The following is an 18,389-nucleotide window of genomic DNA, read 5'->3' as shown; positions in this document are numbered from 1 at the left end:
GTCGACAATCGTTTTTTCGGATATGCCTGCCCTGCATGTCTCCATAGCCTACGCCCGAACCCTGCCCAAACAAAAGGACAGGAGGACTGTCTTTCCCGAACGATTCGGCCCGATGAAAAGGTTGATTCTGCCTGCTTTATGGCAAGCTGCATTCCTGATTGGGCCATAGTTCTCAAGGCTATAAGAGTTTATCATATATCAAAGACCTATGGAAATTAATTTGTATTTCACCTTTCGAGTCTATCTTAGAGGTACCAACAATATACCTCGTGGAAAATTCAATGGTCTGAATATCAGCGAGTTATGTGTTTTCATACGTGCAAGGGCCCGAGCAGTAGGGGGTGCTGGAGGGGTGTAAGCGGGCTCTTGTGCCTACAAAGATAGGGGAAATCCGTGGAAAGAGCAAATCTGAGGCGGAGAATTTTGCCTGTCGGCCGGGTCGAGTGTGCAAATGATTGCACTGCAAAGGGGATGCCAAGCAAGGCCGACGGCACGGACACCACAGCATGAACCGCCGAAGCACGCGCCCCCTCAGAACCGGAAGTCGAGCTGCACGTCCACCATGTCGTAATCGTGGCAGACCAGCGAACGGTCGTTCACGCGCAGGTATTCGGTGTTGAGCTGCACGTTCTTGTTGAACATGAAGTTGGCGCCCACCTCATAAAGGGTCTTGCTCGTGCGCCACGAGGCCGAGGGGCGGTACAGGTCGTAGCGGACCTTGGCATAGAGTTTCTTCGGGAGCACGGGGGCGATGACGAGAGCGTAGGCGCCGTCGGCCTTGGCACCGAGGGCCTCGTTGACGTCGCACTTGCTCAGGTCGGCCGAGGAATTGTAGGTGGTCTGGAAGGCCTTGCCCGTGGAATGGATGTACTCCGAGCGCACGGTCCAGTCGCAGAACTTGTACTCGCCCGAGATGGCGTAGCGGTGCTGGGGCAGCCGTCGCACGCCGGCGACGTCGTTGCCCTGGAGGTTTTTCCAGCTGCCCTTGCGGCTGTAGGAGCCTTCGGAGCCGAACACGCCGAGGCGCAGGCCGGCCACGGGCATCACCCAGACGCCGCCGATGAGCTCTTTCTGCTGGTCCACGTCCTTGGTGTTGATGCCCTGTCCGTTGAACACGCCGGCCTGATAGTGCAGCAGAGGCCGGCCGGCGGCGTTCTTCACGAGGTCGCCCTCGAGCTGCACGCCGATGTCGCGGCCGTTGCTCGGGTGGGCGCCGGAGCGGTCGGCAAAGTAGACCAGACGGCTGACGCTCTGGGCCACCGACAGGAATCCCTGGTCGATGGGGTGCAGGGGGTTGTCGAAGGAGAACGGGCGCTTGAACTGGCCCACCTTCACACGCATGAACCCGAAGCGCTGCCACTCGGCAAAGAGGTCGACCAACCGGGACGAGTTGCCCAGCGTGGAGGTGTTGCCGTTGAACTGAACCTGTGCTTTCCAGTACCAGTCGGTGGCGATGCGCCCGTCGAGGCTCACGCGCAGCAGCCGCAGGTTGAAAGAGTTGCTCTCCGCGCCGTCCTGCCCGGAATACTGGTATTGCGCCATGCCGTAGCCCGAGAGCCTCACGTTGTTAATCCATGCCGGGGTCTTGTTTTCCGCGCCGGCGGCGGCCATCACGGCGACGGCGGCCAGCGTCATCATAGTCCTTTTCATGATATGTCAGGGTTTTGGTTGCCGTATGCAGACATGCGGCCGACGCTGCAAACGGCCGGCCGACGCTGCAAACATGCTGCAAATATAAGGATTATTCTGGAAATGTGGGCCGTTCCCGCCCGTTTTTTCTCGGCCGGCAGACGCGGGGACAGCTGCAAACGCGGCATTGTCGTGGGGCGGCCGCGCTGCAAACGCAACGGGAATATAGCGTAAACGCTACACGGCCACGCCGTAAACGCAACGGGAATATGGCGCAAACGCCACACGCCTACGCCGCAAACGCCATGCAATAATGCCGCCAACGCCACGCAAATGCGCCGTCGCCGCAGGGCTCCCACACCGGCAAGCATCCTCCAACCCACCCTATCAAGTCCTATACCCCCCTATCCTCTCTTAAAAGACAACCCTTGCCACAACAACAAACAACCACAACAACCACCCCCACACACCCTGCAACGATTGCCAAAGACCACCTTATTCTTCCCCCAACCCACCCTATCAAGTCCTATACCCCCCTATCCTCTCCTAAAAACAACTCCTATAACAACAACAAACAACCACAACAACCACCCCCCCACACCCTGAAACGATTGCCAAAGACCACCTTATTCTTCCTACAACCCAGCCTATCCTCGCCCAAACCCAGAGCCTATCAAGTCCTATAACGGCCTATCCTCTCCTACAAATCCCCCTATCCTCTCCTACAAATCTCCCCTGCCCCATCCCCAAAAACCGCCCCGCACGGCAACCTTGGCCCCTCCTCCGCCCGCCCCCGTGCGCCCCCCGCGCCGCCTGCCCCGGACGGCACGGGGGATAAGCCGCTGAAAACCTTTGCCTTGTACCCGGAACTTGCACCATCGCTTCACAAAAACGGCAACAATTCTACGAGGAATTTTGTCAAAGTTTTCTTTTTAAATCTGTAACTTCAAGACTATCAAACGATTGACATTTCTTAACGCAACAAAAGTTGTCCAAAAGTAAAATCTTCACGGGAGAATGGTTATCTTTGCAACATCATTCCAACACAATTCAACAAACCCCTTTAAACCCCATCGAGGACACACCAAAATGATACAGACGGTAGTTAAAAGAGACGGTCGCATCGTTGGCTTCAACGACCAGAAAATCCAGGCAGCCATCCGCAAAGCCATGCTCCACACCGACAAGGGCGAGGACGAGCACCTCATCGTGCGCATCACTGACCACATTGCCACCAAGGGCAAAGCCCAGATGTCGGTGGAGGACATTCAGGACGCCGTGGAGGTGGAGCTGATGAAAAGCGCACGCAAGGACGTGGCCCAAAAGTACATCGCCTACCGCAACCAGCGGTCCATCGCACGCAAAGCCAAGACGCGCGACGTGTTCATGGAGATTGTGAACATCCAGAAAAACGAGGTCACGCGCGAGAATGCCAACATGAACGCCGACACCCCGGCCGGCATGATGATGAAGTTTGCCTCGGAGAGCACCAAGCCTTTCGTGGACGACTACCTGCTGAGCGAGGAGGTGCGCGACGCCGTGAAGCACAACTACATCCACATTCACGACAAAGACTACTACCCCACCAAGTCGCTCACCTGCGTGCAACACCCGCTGGACCACATCCTGAACCACGGATTCGTGGCCGGCCACGGCTCCTCGCGACCCGCCAAGCGTATAGAAACGGCCGCCGTGCTGGCCTGCATCTCGCTGGAAACCTGCCAGAACGAGATGCACGGAGGCCAGGCCATTCCCGCCTTCGACTTCTATCTGGCCCCCTTCGTGCGGCTGAGCTACCAGGAGGAGCTGCGCAACCTGGAGCAGCTGACCGGCCAGCCGCTCGGCCATCTGATGGACGCGCCCATCGACGACTACCTGGAGCTGCCGCTCGACGGCATCGACGGCGACGACCGCCTCAAGCAGCACGCCATCAACAAGACCGTGAACCGCGTGCACCAGGCCATGGAAGCCTTCATCCACAACATGAACACCATACACTCGCGCGGCGGCAACCAAGTGGTGTTCTCCTCTATTAATTACGGCACCGACACCTCGGCCGAGGGCCGCTGCGTCATGCGCGAGCTGCTCAAGACCACCTACGAGGGCGTGGGCAACGGCGAGACGGCCATCTTCCCCATACAGATCTGGAAGAAAAAGCGCGGCGTGAACTATCTGCCCGACGACCGCAACTACGACCTCTACCAATACGCCTGCAAGGTGACGGCCCGCCGCTTCTTCCCCAACTTCCTGAACCTCGACGCCACGTTCAACCAGAACGAACGCTGGCGGGCCGACGACCCCGAGCGCTACCGCTGGGAAATCGCCACCATGGGCTGCCGCACACGCGTGTTTGAGAACCGCTACGGCGACAAGACCAGCGTGGGACGGGGCAACCTCAGCTTCACCACCATCAACATCGTGCGCCTCGCCATCGAGTGCATGCAGGTGGCCGACCCCAGCGAACGCATCAATCTCTTCTTCGCAAAACTCGACCACACGCTCGACGTCACCGCCCGGCAGCTCGACGAGCGCTTCCAGTTCCAGAAGACGGCCTACGCCAAACAGTTCCCCCTGCTCATGACCAAGCTCTGGAACGGCTGCGAAAAGCTCGGGCCCAACGACACCATCGAGAGCGTCATCAACCAGGGCACGCTCGGCATCGGCTTCATCGGACTGGCCGAATGCCTCGTAGCCCTCACCGGCAAGCACCACGGCGAGAGCGACGAGTCGCAGCAGCTCGGGCTGCGCATCGTCACCTACATGCGCGACCGCGTGAAGCAGTTCTCCGAGCACTACCAGCACAACTACTCCGTGCTGGCCACTCCCGCCGAGGGCCTGAGCGGCAAGTTCACCAAGGTGGACCGCAAGGAGTTCGGCTCCCTGCCCGGTATCACCGACCGCGACTACTACACCAACTCCAACCACGTGCCCGTCTACTACAAGTGCTCGGCCCGCCACAAGGCCGAGGTGGAGGCCCCCTACCACGACCTCACCCGCGGCGGACACATCTTTTATGTGGAAATCGACGGCGACGCCACCCACAACCCGCAGGCCATCATGGCCGTGGTCGACATGATGGACCGGCTCAACATGGGCTACGGCTCGGTGAACCACAACCGCAACCGCTGCATGGAATGCGGCTACGAGAACGCCGACCCACACATGGAGACCTGTCCCAAGTGCGGCAGCCACCACATCGACCGGCTGCAACGCATCACCGGTTACCTCGTGGGCACCACCGACCGATGGAACCACGGCAAGCTGGCCGAGCTCAACGACCGCGTGCAACACAGCCTGTAGACCCATCCCCCCCCTACCCCCATGTCCACCCTCTCCATCCTCTCCATCGTCGAAGACACCATGGTCGACGGCCCCGGCCTCCGCACTTCCGTCTATTGCGCCGGCTGTCCCAACGCCTGCCCGGGCTGCCACAACCCGCAGTCGTGGGACATCCGCAGCGGCCACCCCATGTCCACCGACGACATCATGCGCGTCATCGAGGCCGACCCCTACGCCAATGTCACCTTTTCGGGCGGCGATCCCATGTTCCAACCCGAGGGCTTCACCGCCTTGGCCAAGGCCATCCGCCGGCGCACGGCGAAGACCATCTGGTGTTTTTCAGGCTTCACCTTCGAGGCATTGGTCAGGAATCCGCGCCAGCGCGCCCTGCTCGAACAGCTCGACGTGCTCGTCGACGGGCCTTTCGTCGAGTCGCTGCGCGACGAATCGCTCATCTTCCGCGGCTCCACCAACCAGCGCATCATCGACGTTCCCGCCTCGTTGCGCCGGGGCGAGGTGGTGACGTACCGGCTGGCCGTGTAGCCCCGCCCACGCGCACCCCCCGACCTGCACGTGCAAAACCGACGGGCCGCCCTCCTCTTTCGAGAAGGGCGGCCCGTCGCCATGTCGCCGCTGCCCATTCAAAAACCGAACATCGACGAGCTGCAAACCCACCGTTACCAGACCACAACCTTCTTGCCGTGCGTCACATACACACCCTTTGTCAGCTTCGAGTGGTTGCGGCCGACGGCCTGACCCGAGAGGTTGTAGACTTCGGCGGCCCGCAATGCGGCAGCAGCCGGCCGACTGATGGCTGTGGGAGCTGGGTCTATGCGCACCATCCGCACCCGCTTGGCACGGAACTCCTGCTGCTCACTGCCCTGCGTCAGGTCGCACTGGAAGCCCACGTTGAGCGTGGTCGTCTCGTTGAGCGCGAAATAAATGCCGTTGAATGTGCCGTCCTTGGTGCATGCCCCCATGTCGTAATGGGCGATGGACTTGCGCTCCATGTCGGCTGTGGGAAGCGTGCCCCGGCTGGCAAAGATGTAGCCGCGCACGGGCAGCCACGTGTCGTCGAACGTGGCGCCGAAGTAGTAGGAGCCCCGCGGAAGGGTCAGCGTGCGGTAGATGCGGGCGTCGGCCAGCGAGCCCACGGTGTTGCGGGCGCGGTCGTTCCAAAGGCCCATCATCAGGCTGTAGCTGCCCGTGTAGTTGTCCAAACCAGCCTTGGTACCCGTCCCATCGGTCTGGGGAATACGGAAATTCTCGACCGTCCAGTACTTCGGGGCCTCAAAACGCGTAGTTCCCGGGCCGACGGGCGTGAAGCCGGAAGCCTCGACAAGCAAGTCTTTCGTCAGGTCGGTGGCATGCTCTTCGTCGCCCCGTCCACCGGGAACCTTGCCGTTTTTCTGAAAATCCTGGCAAGCAGCCTGCAACAAAAGACAGGCGTCGGGCAGGCTCTCGGAGACCAAGAGCTGTGCGGCCCGGGCCATCTGCACCCGCAGCCTATCCACGGCTTGGGGACTGTAATAACCCGTGTTGCAGCCAATGACGGCCGCGGAGAGCAGGGCTTCTGCCTCGGCCACGAGTCCGTCATACTGCGCCGACGTGACATCGGCGTAGCGCAGCAGGCTCACCCGCTTGACGCGCAGCTCCTGCGTCTCCGCTCCACTGGCCAGATCGGCCTGGAAACCAAGGCAGACATCGGCTTCGTCATCGAGGGAGAAGTAGACGCCGTAGGTGTCGTTGCCGTCGCGGACAGCCGTCACCGGATAAAACGCCAGCGACTGCTGCTCGATGTCCTGTGTGGCGCAGGGCTCGCGTGAGGCAAAGACATAGCCGCGGGTCAGGTTGTAGTGGGTGTCGAAAGCCCCGCCGAAATAATAGCGGCCCCGCCGCAAATGCACTTTCTGGTACACGCGGGCGTCGGCCAGCGGGGTCGTGGCGCGGCTGCGGTCATTCCATATGCCGAGCATGAGACAGCTGGTGCCGGGATAGTTATCGATGCCGTTCTTGGTGCCGCTGCCGTCGGTTTGCGGTATCTCGAAGTTGTCCACCGTCCAGAGTTTCGGCGTGGCAAAGCGCGTGGCCGTGGCTTGCTTGCGGGCAAAGTCGGCGGTCTCGCCAAGCACATCGGCCGTGATGTCCTGTGCATGGGCGGCATCGGCAACGCCGCCGGCACACTTCTCCTGCACGGTCCGGCGGTAGGCCGCAGTGAGAGCTTCGACAATCTGGCCTATCGCTCCGTCGCCATCGTCCTCGCGGCAGCTGCGGGCCCGGGTCAGTTCGGCCTCGAGCAGCAGCACGTTGCGGCGGCTCACCTTGCCGGTGTTGTAGCCTGCCGCGGCCTTGAGAACCGCCACGGCTTCGTCCACGGCGGCGACGAGCTGCTGCAGACGGGCCCAGGACGAGGGTGTTTCGCCGAAGCAAATCTGGAACACCGGGGCTATGTCGTTGACGCGATGGACGGGCACGTCGACAAAAACACCGTCGGCCCGCTGCTCGAAGCCCACCTCGCCGTGGCCGAGCAGCTCCACCTTCGCGACGCGCCCATTATAATAAGGTGAGAGCACACCCAGAGACTCCAGCCGGTAGCGACCCGCGGCGGGCCAGGCCATGATGGTGGCAAAGAGCGTGTCGTGGCGTTCGGCATAGCGCACGTCGCGGCTCGAGTAGTTGTTGTTCTCGTTGAATCCCTGCGCTGTGAGCGGGTTGGATGCCTCGGCTAGCGGGCCCTCGCCGAAGGTTTTCCAGGGACGCGTGCCGTAGATGCTCTGCTTGTTGTCCTTCATCCACGCCGCGATGCCCTGCACCACAGCCAGTTCCTTGTCGTCGATGGTGCCGTCGCCCTTCACCGGGACGCTGAGCAGCAGGTTGCCGTTTTTCGACACAATGTCCACGAGCATGCGCACCACCTGGCCCGCCGGCTTGTAGCTGCCGGCCTCGTAGACGGCCCGACTGTAGTGCCAGCTGCCGATGCAAGTGCAGGTCTGCCAGGGTTTCTTCTGGATGCGGTCGGATATGCCACGCTCCACGTCCCAGAGCAGGGCCTGCTTCTGCTCGTCGTCCAGTATCTTTCCCATGACCACTACCTGCGGCGGGCCGCCGTTGCGGCGTGCGCTGTGGTTGTAATAGCTGGCCAGAATGTTCAGTCCCACGCTGTCGGTCACTCCGTAGAACGGCAGCACGGTGTCGTCGAAATAGAGCATGCTGGGGTTGTAATCGTTGATGAGCTGCAGCACGCGGTTCTGAAACTTGTCCATGTAGGCCTGCGTGGGGCGGGCCGCCCCGTTGCCCCACGCCCACTGGCTGTGGATGGTTCCCGAGTTGTCCCAACCCGTGCTGTGGGCGTGCCGCTGGGCATAGAGTTCCTGCGGGTCGTAGCCCTCCCACCAAGTGCCGCGGCCGTCGGCCGCCGTCAGGTTGCCGTCGTAGGGCTGCGAGGGCTCAAGCCACGTCCACGCGTGGCTGGCATGGATGCTCACTCCCATCGGCAGCCCGTGCTTGCGGCAGGCGTCGCTCCAGCCTTTCACGAGGTCTTTCCGCGGCCCCATGTTCACCGAGTTCCACTGTTGATAGGGGCTGTCCCACAGGTCGAAGTTGTCGTGATGGTTGCCCAGCGCCATGAAATACTGTGCGCCGGCTTCCTTGTAGAGCTTCACCAAGGCCTCGGGATCCCATTTTTCAGCCTTCCAATGGTGTATCAGGTCCTTCAGTCCGTGGGTTTGGGGCGAGCCGAAATGGGCGGTGTGCCAGTTCCATTGCTCTGTTCCGGGGTAGTACATGAAGCGGGCGTACCAGTCGCCGTCCTCGGCCTCGCACTGCGGGCCCCAGTGGGCCCACATGCCAAACTTGGCATCCTTGAACCATTGCGGGCACTGCCAGCCGCGCACGCTCTCCCATGTGGGCCGGAAAGGGCCCTGCTCCACCGGCACTCCGGCCCGGGGAGCCGTGCGGCGAACGGACTGCGAGGCCGACGGGCGCGGCAGCACCGTCTGGGCATAGCCCGCGGTGGCGGCCATCGTAAGTGTCAAAGCGGATAAGAATTGTCTGATTTTCATAAGCGTTGTGTTCGTGAAGTCTGCTGTTGCAAAGAAAGGAATTATAACGTCAGTCTGCAAATGTGGAATCAAAAAAATGATAACGGCTATCAATATCATGCGCATGTTCGTCAATTTCATGCTAAAACAGAGCCGCCAAAGCGACATTATACAGAGAAGATTTCCTACCTTTGTCGACACCAACTCTCCCACAACCCATGGACGCATTCGACGGAAGGCTGGCCCTGCTCAACATGGGCTATGCGCGCGACAACGAAAAATGGAACTTCGGCCCCATCTGCAGCAACTTCTCCAGACTCTATCTGGTGACGCGGGGAACAGTTTGTGTCAGAATAAACGGTCTCGAACACAAGCTCACGCCCGGCCACATGTACCTCATTCCAGAGCTCACCACCCACTGGGACAGCTCGGACGGATGCTTTGAGCACTACTACATCCACTTCGTAGACCCGCAGCACAGGCTCATGGAACTCTACCGGCAGTATGAGCTGCCCCTCGAAATCGAGGCCACGCCCGACATGGAAACCATGGTGCGCAGCGTGGGATACGACTACCAGGAGTTTGCGCTGAAGCAGCCGCAGCCCAAGACATACGACAACCTGCCGGGGACGATGACGATGTACAAACTGTTTGAGAAAAGGAGCGTAGGCCAGAAAATGCGCATGAACAGCCTGTTGCAGTACCTGCTCTCGTGCTTTTTCATCAAGGGAAAAAGGCGCAGCGAGGTCAGCGACAGCCGTGTGGCGCGCATCGTCTGGCACATCGACCGGCAGCTCGACGAGGAAATTCGGCTGGACAGGCTGGCCGCAAGCGTGTGCCTGTGCAAGGAGCGGCTCATCCGCCTCTTCAAGGAGCAGACGGGCATGACACCCACGGAATACATCATGGCAAGGCGCATCTCGCGGGCGGAGACGCTGCTGCTCGCCCACCAATATTCCATCAAGGAGGTGGCGGCAATGGTGGGTTACCGCGACCAGAACTATTTCTGCCGTTGTTTCAAGAAGATTGCCGGCCTCACGCCGACGGCTTTCGTCAGGCAAAACAAATAGCCGCCGCAAGGGAAAGACCCGCGGGAAGACACTTCTCCCTTGCCTATCCTCCGTATAGGCAAGGGGAACGCGAAAACAAACTCATGGAGTTCATGTGCCGCCGCCCACCTGCCGCGAGGGCGGCCGGCAGCCGCACCCGAGGCAAAGGCCGGCCGGGGCCTAAATCAGGTTGCCACTGAAGAGCACCTTTTTGATGTCGTCCTCGTGGTCATAGATAAAGCGAGCCACGATGGAACTCAGGATGGCGGAGGTGGACAGACGGTCGGGACCGGCGTATTTCATGCGGTCGAGCACGTTCTTGAGCGACTCGTCGATGTAGATGGTGGCCAGCTTGCCGCCGCCGGTCTTGTATTGCTGCGCCATGTCGAGGAAGAGTTGCCAGCTGTCGGTGGAGTCGTCCCTGACGATGTGGTACTCTTTCATGGTGTTTTCCTTGGGGCGGCGGCCACGCATATGCTCTGCCGCCGCCGTGGCATCGGCTTGTGGCGCATCCACACCGGCGGGCTGCAGCGAGCTGCGGGCGGGCTCCGCGCCCGTGGCTTCGGGCCGGGAATCAGCCGTTTCCGACTGGGATTCCACTGCCGTTTCGGGTCGGGCGTCCACGCTTTCGGGTCGGGTGTCTGCAACAGCTGACTGGGAATCCACCGCCGTGTCGGGCCGGGCGTCCGATGCTGTAGGCCCGAAATCCGTAGCGTCCGACCGCGAAGCGGCGACGTCCGGCGAAACATCCTCCCCTTTTGTCGCCGTTTCGGCCGCAATCGCAGGCTGATTCTGCCCGTCCCCTACCCTACTCTGCTGGCCACCAGCCTGTTCGACCGTCTGCGGGCGGTCTTCGCTCACCATGCCTACTAGCGACGCAGTCTGCACAGTTTCGGCCTCTGCCGCCAGCGTTTCGGGCGTCTCTTCCTCGGTTTCGTCGGTCTCTGCAGCCGCGTCGGCCACAATGGCCTGGGGCTTGAAATGGGAAGTGCCGTTCTGCAAATCGTGCACCAGTCCCTGAATGCCGCCGGGAAGGAGCACGCGTGTCTTCTTCTTTGCCATATATCTATATTTTTATATATTTATTTTTCTATCGATTTGTTTGCCGTTTTCTTCTTTTTCTTGTCTCCCTGCCCGTTTCTTTTCTGTCGTCTGGCCCTCTTGCGGCCTTGTGGCATCAGTCTATTTCGCCTTTTCGTTTCTGTCGGTTTCACTTTTGCGCTTCGGCCAATGGTTTTGTCTCTTCGGCCGCCCGGCTTTTCAGTAGAGGCAGGGTGGGGCAGGGCGGGGCGCTTATTCTTTCATGCGCCGTATCATGAAGTCGAACGCCGGCTTCACCGCCTCGCGCTGTGCGGCCGTAATCTCGAACGTGTTGATGCGCTTGAGGGCGGCGCGTGCGGTGATGCGGGGCGTCACCGAACCCAGTTGTTTGAAGATGGCGTCGGTCTGCTTCCACATCTTCAGCTCGTCGGCCGTACCGATGCGCACGTCGATGCGGTTGGGAATGAAGAAGAGGCGCGCCTCCATCTCGGGCGTGGTCTGCCGCAGGGCATTGACCACTTGGATGAACATACCGGTGGAGTCGAGCGTCTTTTCCTCGTATTCGTAGGGACAAACAATGTAGTCGGCCGACGTGAACATGGGCACCAAGCCGTCCTCCGACACGTTGCCCGGGGAGTCGAAGAGCACGAAACCCTCTGTCTCCGAGGCCGAATCCATGAGCTGTTGCATGGTGTCGGGGTCCTGCACGTCGAAGTCCTGCACGGTGTAAGGCTCCTCCACACCCTCGTAAATATCCATGTCTTTCTTGCGTTGCATGGAGATAGTCTTCTGCAAATCAGTGTCTATGATGCACACGTCCTGCTTCTTCCACGCCAGATAATTGGCAAAGAGGATGCAGAGTGTAGACTTTCCCACGCCGCCCTTCTGGTTGGCAAATACAATCTTTCGGTTCTTCATTTCACCTTAATCTATATGAATACATAATTCCATTTGCAAATATACGCATTTTCATCTAAACAAACAAACATTCAAACAAATAAATGAAGAAAAGACCATTAAATCATTTAATTGAAGAAATAAACAAATGAACAAACAAATATCTACATATACTTCAATATAAACAATTACCTATATAAGCATACACAAGCCTACAAACATAATCACATAAATATATATTTAATCATAAAAACACAAACATAGTTCCATAAACAAACATTTATATATCCATACAAAAACATAAATCATCATTTAAACAAACAAATAACAGAACTCAAAAGCCCCGCCAACGCCTACACGCCAACGGCCCTTATCAGCTCCTATAATATCCTATGATTCACCTATTTACCCATACAAGTTCCTCTCCTAACCCAGCACACGTAAATACATATACAAATAAACATCTTCTGAAATAGACCGCAATCAACACATAATAATATAAATAAATAAAAATGTAAAGGAGCAAAACTATGAACATATAAAGATATTACTACATATAAAATCATATATTTAAATAACCAAAAACACATAATAATAAATATATTAATATATAATCAAATATCCAATTGAGCAAATAAACAAGTAGATAAATAGATAGACAAAGATACAAATATAAGAAAATATAATTATATAAAACAATAAAGGAATAAACATATACACACATCATTAAATACGAACGAAGGCAAAACAAGCACAAAAACCAAATACAAATCACTAAAGAAACAAAGAATTAAATAAATAAAAGTGTGAAACAATAAATATATAAACAAATAAACAAGTCGGCAAATTAATAAATACACAAATCGATATATAAATATATATCACACGAGCTATCCCTCCTCAACGTGGCATCAAATCTTGCGGACGGCATGCCCATCCTGTCCTCGCGACAAGAAAAAGAGAAGAAAAGAATATTTTTAAATTTTCAAAGAGTTAGATTATCTTTATATGTATCATTAGTTCATTGATATTAGTAGGGGACTGTAACTACTTGTTATTCAACGTACTGTAAGCCATATCGGCGACAAATTAGTAAGGTGGTGCGACAGATAGGGAGTATTTGTGCGACAGATAGGGAGTATTGTTGCGACAAATAGGGAGTGTTTTGAGCGGCTTGGCGACAGATAGGGAGGATGACGGCGACAGATAGGGAGGATGTTGGCCGTCGAATGATTTTTGCATGACAGATTTCTCGCATTCCCGGGAGTGGGGTGGGGTGGAAGCTGCGTGGCGGCATCTTTTTGATATGGCATGGTCGAGGAATGGGGAGTTTCGGGAGGAGCGTATCTGGTTGACTGTAAATGCTTTGCTGGTTGCGGCGACATATAGGGAGCTTTCTGGTGGCAGTTGTTCGCATGGGAGTGCGACAAATAGGGAGCATCACGTATTATTTTTACAATGTGTGCATCGGGGTGGTTGCCCCTTGTTTTCGTGGTCGAAATCGCTTGGGCATATATTTCCATAATCTTCTTTGTATCAGTGGTTTGTGTTTGCTTAGGGTGCGGCTTCATTATTGCTGCTACACCACTTAGGTGCAGCTTGTCACATCCTGCCCTCTATGCCGGTTTTGCGCCGCCTTTACGGCGTAACGGCCTTGCCTTTGCGCCGTATTCGTTTCGTCTTTGCGGCGTATTTGTTCCGTCATTACGCCGTCATGCTTCCAACTCCACGCCGTGGTTATTTCCAATCTGGGGGAGAAAGCCAAGCGTAGGGGCGGCCGCTGCGCCGGCTTGCCGTCGTTTTTATTCACTGTGCAAGGGCGAAGGCCGAAAGTTCCCCAAAACGAAGTATTTGGCTGCGGCCCGGGTTGCAAGTGCTTGGCGCGTGGACAAAGATAAGCAATTTACCCGGCCCGACAAAGAAAAACGGGGAAAGAGGCCATCGCCCGACAGACAAGGGGCCAAGGCTTAAGAAGAGATTTTGCGAGGAAAAACAGGGCATAGAACAGTAATGAGACGATTCTACCCAAAGGTTAAGAAGAGATTTTGTGAGGGAAAGGCGGGGTTTATCCAAACATTATCGCTAAATTTGCACGCGTGGGCTGGTTCCCGGTCGGGCCCGAGGCTGCAATCGGGGTGCACTCTCCCAGTTTGCTGTTGCTCCCGACCGTGGCGCATGCAACAGCCGGGGCCCGCGCAAAATGACAAGGGCACGCAGATTTCTTTCCACGGAAATACGGCGCAGCATCGCGGACGGCCTACCGCAAAATCATGGACAACCCTGCGCAACACTCCGGTCGGCTTGGTGCAGAGTCATAAAGAGCTTGGTGCAGCAGCGCGGACAGCTTACCGCAAAATCATGGATAGCCCCGCGTAACACCCCGGTCGGCTTGGTGCAGAGTCATAAAGAGCTTGGTGCAGAGTTACAAAGAACTTGGTGCAGAGCCGTGGGCAGCCTACCGATGAACCACGAACAGCCCGGCGTAGAGCCGCTGGCAATCTGGTGCAACACCCCGCACGGCCTACTGCAACCCCCTGACTGACCCGATGCAACACCCCATCCGGCCTGCCGCTCCGCCCACAAAAGCCCAATCCGACAAACCCCAGACAAGATGGATATAGAGCAAGTAAGAGACTACTGTCTGCAACTCCCCGGCGTGACCGAGGACGCGCCGTACGGCCCCCAGATGGTCGTGTTCCGCATCGAGGGCAAGATATTCCTGCATCTCCCTTTGGAATATGCCGACCCCCGCATTTCGATCAAGCTCCCCCCGGAGGAGGGGCAGGAGCTCCGCGAGCGGTATGAGGCCGTCAGCGCGGCCTACCATCTGAACAAACGGCACTGGAACGACGTGCTCATCGAGAACCGTTTCTCAGAGGAACAAATCAAGAGCTGGATTCTGGAGTCCTACCGACTCGTGCTGAACGGACTGCCGAAACGGCTCCGCGAAAAGTATTCCGGCGCATGAATACCGCCGGACGGACATGAAAAAACGGTCTGAAGACCGTTGCCAGGGCGGTTGGGGCTGGGTTTGCCCACGCCGCATGATTCGTCCGTCGTCGTGCGTCATGCCCTCAAGCCGTCCATGAGAAAGGTTTGCCCGCCCCGCATGGGATGGGCATTGGCGCCGCGCTGATGCTTTCCCGTAAAAACCAAACGGTGTGGAACTGCCAGCAAGGGCAGCCCCACACCGTTTGGTTGGTGCCGTAGACTGATGGTTATTGCCTTTGGAAAGTGACCACCTTGTAGTCCTTTTCACCCTGCATGGCCAGGAATTTCAAGGTGTTTCCGGTTATGGAGAAAGTGATGACAACGTTTTCCCTTGCATCGTCTACCGGGCTCCATTCCTTTGTAACCGAGTCCCATTTCTTGGCGCTTGACCATTGTATCATCAGCTTGTCCCCGGTTGTATCGTATGTTCCGCGCCAATATTCCAGGCTTTTTTTGTCAAGGCTGCCCGAATGCTCGGTTACAACTCCTTCTTTTGAGAATGTAACGGTGTCGTTCGAGCTGTATTCATTTGAAATCCAAGTGCCTACAATCGGGCTGGTTTTCTTGTCGTCGTCGGACGAGCAGCTTGAGAACGAGAAAACAAAGCCTGCCAACGCAAGCATCAAAAACAAATACTTTTTCATAATTGTGAAATTAAAAAGATCGATTATGGGGGCAAAAGTAAGCAATCTTTCCCGTCGGAGCAATATTTTTTCACTTTTTTTCATTCAAAGGCTCGTCGTTGGGGTCGCCGGTTCCAGCGGCCATGCCTGCGGCGTTCCCGCCTGCTGTCCAGACCGTGCCTGGGCCGGGGGCCACGCAACAGCATATCAAAAAACCGTCCGAAACAGCTTGCAAAAGCGTTTCGGACGGTTCCTTGTTGCGGAGGCAGGACTCGAACATGCGACCTCCAGGTTATGAGCCTGGCGAGCTACCAACTGCTCCACTCCGCGATATTAACCCTGCATGTTGTGAATGAACGCTGCGGGCGTTCTCCCAAATGCGTTTGCAAAGATAGGGCTTTCCGGCGAAACAGCCAAGGAATCGACGCTTTATTTGCGGGTTTTAACACAAAGTTAACAGTTTCGGCGGCTCAAAGCGGCCGGGATGCCGGGTGGGGGAGAGTGGCAAAGGGGCGGGCGGGCGCCCCGCCGACCCCTGCACATCGGGCGGAGGGTGTGCAGAGTTTTTGCCCGAAATATTTGCTCATTTCAGAGAATAGTCCTAATTTTGCGATGATTATGCGCCGCACGGCACCATTCTGCACGCCATGCAGGGGCGGGCCGCGCCCGGCACACGAAAGGAAAAGCTTATGTCCATATCGAAGACACGACAAAAACTGGTGGACGTGGCCAGGCAGCTGTTTGCCAAAAACGGCGTGGCGGCCACCACGATGAACGACATTGCCGCGGCTTCCGGCAAGGGGCGGCGCACGCTCTACACCTATTTCAATAGCAAGGAGGAGGTCTACTATGCCGTGATCGAGTCCGAGTTGGAACGGCTGAGCGACAAGCTCGACGAGGTGGCGGCCAAGAAAACGCGGCCCCAGGACAAGATAATCGAGCTGATATATACGCATCTAAGCATGATCCGCGAGACCGTGGTGCGCAACGGCAACCTGCGCGCCGAGTTCTTTCGCAACATCTGGACGGTGGAGAAAGTGCGCAAGAATTTCGACGAGGACGAGATAGAGCTCTTCCGAAAGGTCTATGCCGAGGGCAAGGCCGACGGCGAGTTCGACATCGACAACGTGGAGCTCGTGGCCGACATCACCCACTATTGCATCAAGGGCCTTGAGGTGCCGTTCATCTACGGACGGCTGGGGCACGGGCTCACCGAGGAGACGAGCAAGCCGCTCGTGGCCAAGGTGGTCTACGGTGCACTGGGCAACAAGCGCACGCTCGTCAGGTAAAGGCGCCGCCCGAGTCGACAAAAGACAGAACAAACAGTATCAACCAACTAAAATAAGAATCGACAACATGGGATTATTAAGTGGTAAGACAGCCCTGGTGACAGGTGCTGCACGCGGCATTGGCAAGGCCATTGCCCTGAAGTATGCCAGCGAAGGCGCCAACGTGGCGTTCACCGACCTCGTCATCGACGAGGAGCACGGCGGGCTGCAGACCGAGCGCGAGATAGCCGCCCTCGGCGTGAAAGCCAAGGGATATGCCAGCAATGCCGCCGACTTTGCACAGACGGAGGAGGTGGTGAAGCGGGTCAAGGAGGAGTTTGGCTCGGTGGACATCCTCGTGAACAACGCCGGCATCACCAAGGACGGCCTGATGCTCCGCATGACCGAGGCCCAGTGGGACGCCGTGATTGCCGTCAACCTGAAGAGTGCGTTCAACTTCATCCATGCCTGTGTGCCGGTGATGATGCGCCAGCGCGGCGGTTCGATCATCAACATGGCCTCCGTGGTGGGCGTGCATGGCAACGCCGGACAGGCCAACTACGCCGCTTCCAAGGCCGGCCTGATTGCGCTGGCCAAGAGCGTAGGGCAGGAGATGGGCCCCAAGGGCATCCGTGCCAACGCCATCGCCCCGGGCTTCATCGACACGGCCATGACCCAGGCCCTGCCCGAGAATATCCGCAAGGAGTGGATTTCCAAGATACCCCTGCGCCGTGGCGGAACCGTCGACGACATTGCCAGCTGCGCCGTGTTCCTGGCCTCCGACATGTCGAGCTACATCAGCGGACAGGTTATTCAGATCGACGGCGGCATGAACATGTAACGCCGTCATGCGTGTTGTTTACGAAGACAACCACGTCATCATCGTCTATAAAGAGAGCGGCGAGATCGTGCAGGGCGACAAGACCGGCGACGTGCCCCTCTCCGAGACGGTGAAAGCCTACGTCAGGGAGAAGTACCACAAGCCGGGCAACGTGTTCCTCGGCGTGGTGCATCGTCTTGACCGGCCCGTGGCGGGGCTCGTCGTCTTTGCCCGCACGGGCAAGGCGCTGGCGCGGCTCAACGACATGTTCCGCCGTGGCGACATCCACAAGACCTACTGGGCCCTTACCCGCAACGCGCCCCCCGAGCCCGAGGGCACGCTCACGCACTGGCTCGTGCGCAACGAGCGGCAGAACAAGAGCTATGCCCACGACCGCGAAGTGCCCGGCTCGAAGAAGGCCGTGCTGCACTACCGGCTCATCGGCCACACCGAGAACTACCACCTGCTGGAGGTGCAACTGCTCACCGGCCGCCATCACCAGATACGCTGCCAGCTGGCCCGCATGGGCTGTCCCATCCGCGGCGACCTGAAGTATGGTGCGCGGCGCAGCAACCCCGACGGCAGCATCTCGCTGCTTGCACGCCGCGTGGCGTTCGAGCATCCTGTGTCGCACCAGCCTGTCGAGCTCGATTCCCCGCTGCCCGCCGACCGTTTGTGGCACGACGTGGCCGCCGCGGCCGGTCGCTGATTGGCCCCGCTCCGCCACTTCTTCTCCCCTTGTCCCATCCCGC

General features: G+C 57.7%; 12 protein-coding genes and 1 tRNA gene. 7 read left to right on the top strand and 6 right to left on the bottom strand.

The genetic code is table 11. The annotated features are described in order from the left end of the window. Nucleotides 1–531 precede the first annotated feature (531 nt). Nucleotides 532–1,650 carry a porin gene (locus PREDE_RS10370; protein WP_005847198.1) on the bottom strand — a complete coding sequence of 373 codons (1,119 nt, stop codon included), beginning with the start codon at nucleotides 1,648–1,650 and terminating at the stop codon, nucleotides 532–534. Between the two features lie 1,068 nt (nucleotides 1,651–2,718). Here PREDE_RS10370 and PREDE_RS10360 point away from each other — a divergent pair. Continuing rightward, nucleotides 2,719–4,929 carry an anaerobic ribonucleoside triphosphate reductase gene (locus PREDE_RS10360; protein WP_044127069.1) on the top strand — a complete coding sequence of 737 codons (2,211 nt, stop codon included), beginning with the start codon at nucleotides 2,719–2,721 and terminating at the stop codon, nucleotides 4,927–4,929. A gap of 21 nt (nucleotides 4,930–4,950) precedes the next feature. Then, nucleotides 4,951–5,451 (top strand): anaerobic ribonucleoside-triphosphate reductase activating protein, encoded by a 501-nt coding sequence (gene nrdG, locus PREDE_RS10355; protein WP_005847192.1) that lies wholly within the window; start codon nucleotides 4,951–4,953, stop codon nucleotides 5,449–5,451. A 134-nt stretch (nucleotides 5,452–5,585) separates the two neighbouring features. Here nrdG and PREDE_RS10350 read toward each other — a convergent pair whose 3' ends face one another. Then, a complete protein-coding gene (locus PREDE_RS10350) occupies nucleotides 5,586–8,969 on the bottom strand; it encodes an alpha-L-fucosidase (protein ID WP_154648472.1) in 3,384 nt (1,127 codons plus the stop codon). Between the two features lie 197 nt (nucleotides 8,970–9,166). On the opposite strand from PREDE_RS10350, the gene PREDE_RS10345 reads away from it, so the two are divergent. Then, a complete protein-coding gene (locus PREDE_RS10345) occupies nucleotides 9,167–10,018 on the top strand; it encodes a helix-turn-helix domain-containing protein (protein WP_005847190.1) in 852 nt (283 codons plus the stop codon). Nucleotides 10,019–10,177: 159 nt separating this feature from the next. On the opposite strand, the gene PREDE_RS10340 is transcribed toward PREDE_RS10345, so the two are convergent. Further along, nucleotides 10,178–11,059, bottom strand: coding sequence for a hypothetical protein (locus tag PREDE_RS10340; protein WP_005847189.1), 882 nt, complete (start codon nucleotides 11,057–11,059; stop codon nucleotides 10,178–10,180). 231 nt (nucleotides 11,060–11,290) lie between these two features. Continuing rightward, a complete protein-coding gene (locus tag PREDE_RS10335; RefSeq protein WP_005847188.1) occupies nucleotides 11,291–11,956 on the bottom strand; it encodes a ParA family protein in 666 nt (221 codons plus the stop codon). A gap of 2,590 nt (nucleotides 11,957–14,546) precedes the next feature. Here PREDE_RS10335 and PREDE_RS10330 point away from each other — a divergent pair. Beyond that, the gene (locus PREDE_RS10330) at nucleotides 14,547–14,903 is read left to right on the top strand and encodes an MmcQ/YjbR family DNA-binding protein (RefSeq protein WP_005847186.1); all 357 of its coding nucleotides are present in this window, start codon (nucleotides 14,547–14,549) and stop codon (nucleotides 14,901–14,903) included. Nucleotides 14,904–15,153: 250 nt separating this feature from the next. On the opposite strand, the gene PREDE_RS10325 is transcribed toward PREDE_RS10330, so the two are convergent. Continuing rightward, complete coding sequence (locus tag PREDE_RS10325) at nucleotides 15,154–15,654, bottom strand: hypothetical protein (protein WP_005847184.1); 501 nt, start codon at nucleotides 15,652–15,654, stop codon at nucleotides 15,154–15,156. Nucleotides 15,655–15,806: 152 nt separating this feature from the next. Further along, a tRNA-Met gene (locus tag PREDE_RS10320) sits at nucleotides 15,807–15,879 on the bottom strand. A 359-nt stretch (nucleotides 15,880–16,238) separates the two neighbouring features. Here PREDE_RS10320 and PREDE_RS10315 point away from each other — a divergent pair. From PREDE_RS10315 to PREDE_RS10305, 3 genes are all read left to right on the top strand, one after another. Then, complete coding sequence (locus PREDE_RS10315; RefSeq protein ID WP_027951903.1) at nucleotides 16,239–16,838, top strand: TetR/AcrR family transcriptional regulator; 600 nt, start codon at nucleotides 16,239–16,241, stop codon at nucleotides 16,836–16,838. A gap of 67 nt (nucleotides 16,839–16,905) precedes the next feature. Next, complete coding sequence (gene fabG, locus PREDE_RS10310; protein WP_005847182.1) at nucleotides 16,906–17,658, top strand: 3-oxoacyl-[acyl-carrier-protein] reductase; 753 nt, start codon at nucleotides 16,906–16,908, stop codon at nucleotides 17,656–17,658. Between the two features lie 7 nt (nucleotides 17,659–17,665). Beyond that, on the top strand, nucleotides 17,666–18,346 hold the full coding sequence (locus PREDE_RS10305; protein WP_005847181.1) for an RluA family pseudouridine synthase: 681 nt from the start codon (nucleotides 17,666–17,668) through the stop codon (nucleotides 18,344–18,346). Nucleotides 18,347–18,389 lie beyond the last annotated feature (43 nt).

Source organism: Prevotella dentalis DSM 3688, from assembly GCF_000242335.1.
In the GTDB taxonomy this organism is placed as follows: Bacteria; Bacteroidota; Bacteroidia; order Bacteroidales; family Bacteroidaceae; genus Prevotella; species Prevotella seregens.
Note: the sequence above shows the minus strand (reverse complement) of the source record. Positions and strands in the feature narration are given on the sequence as shown.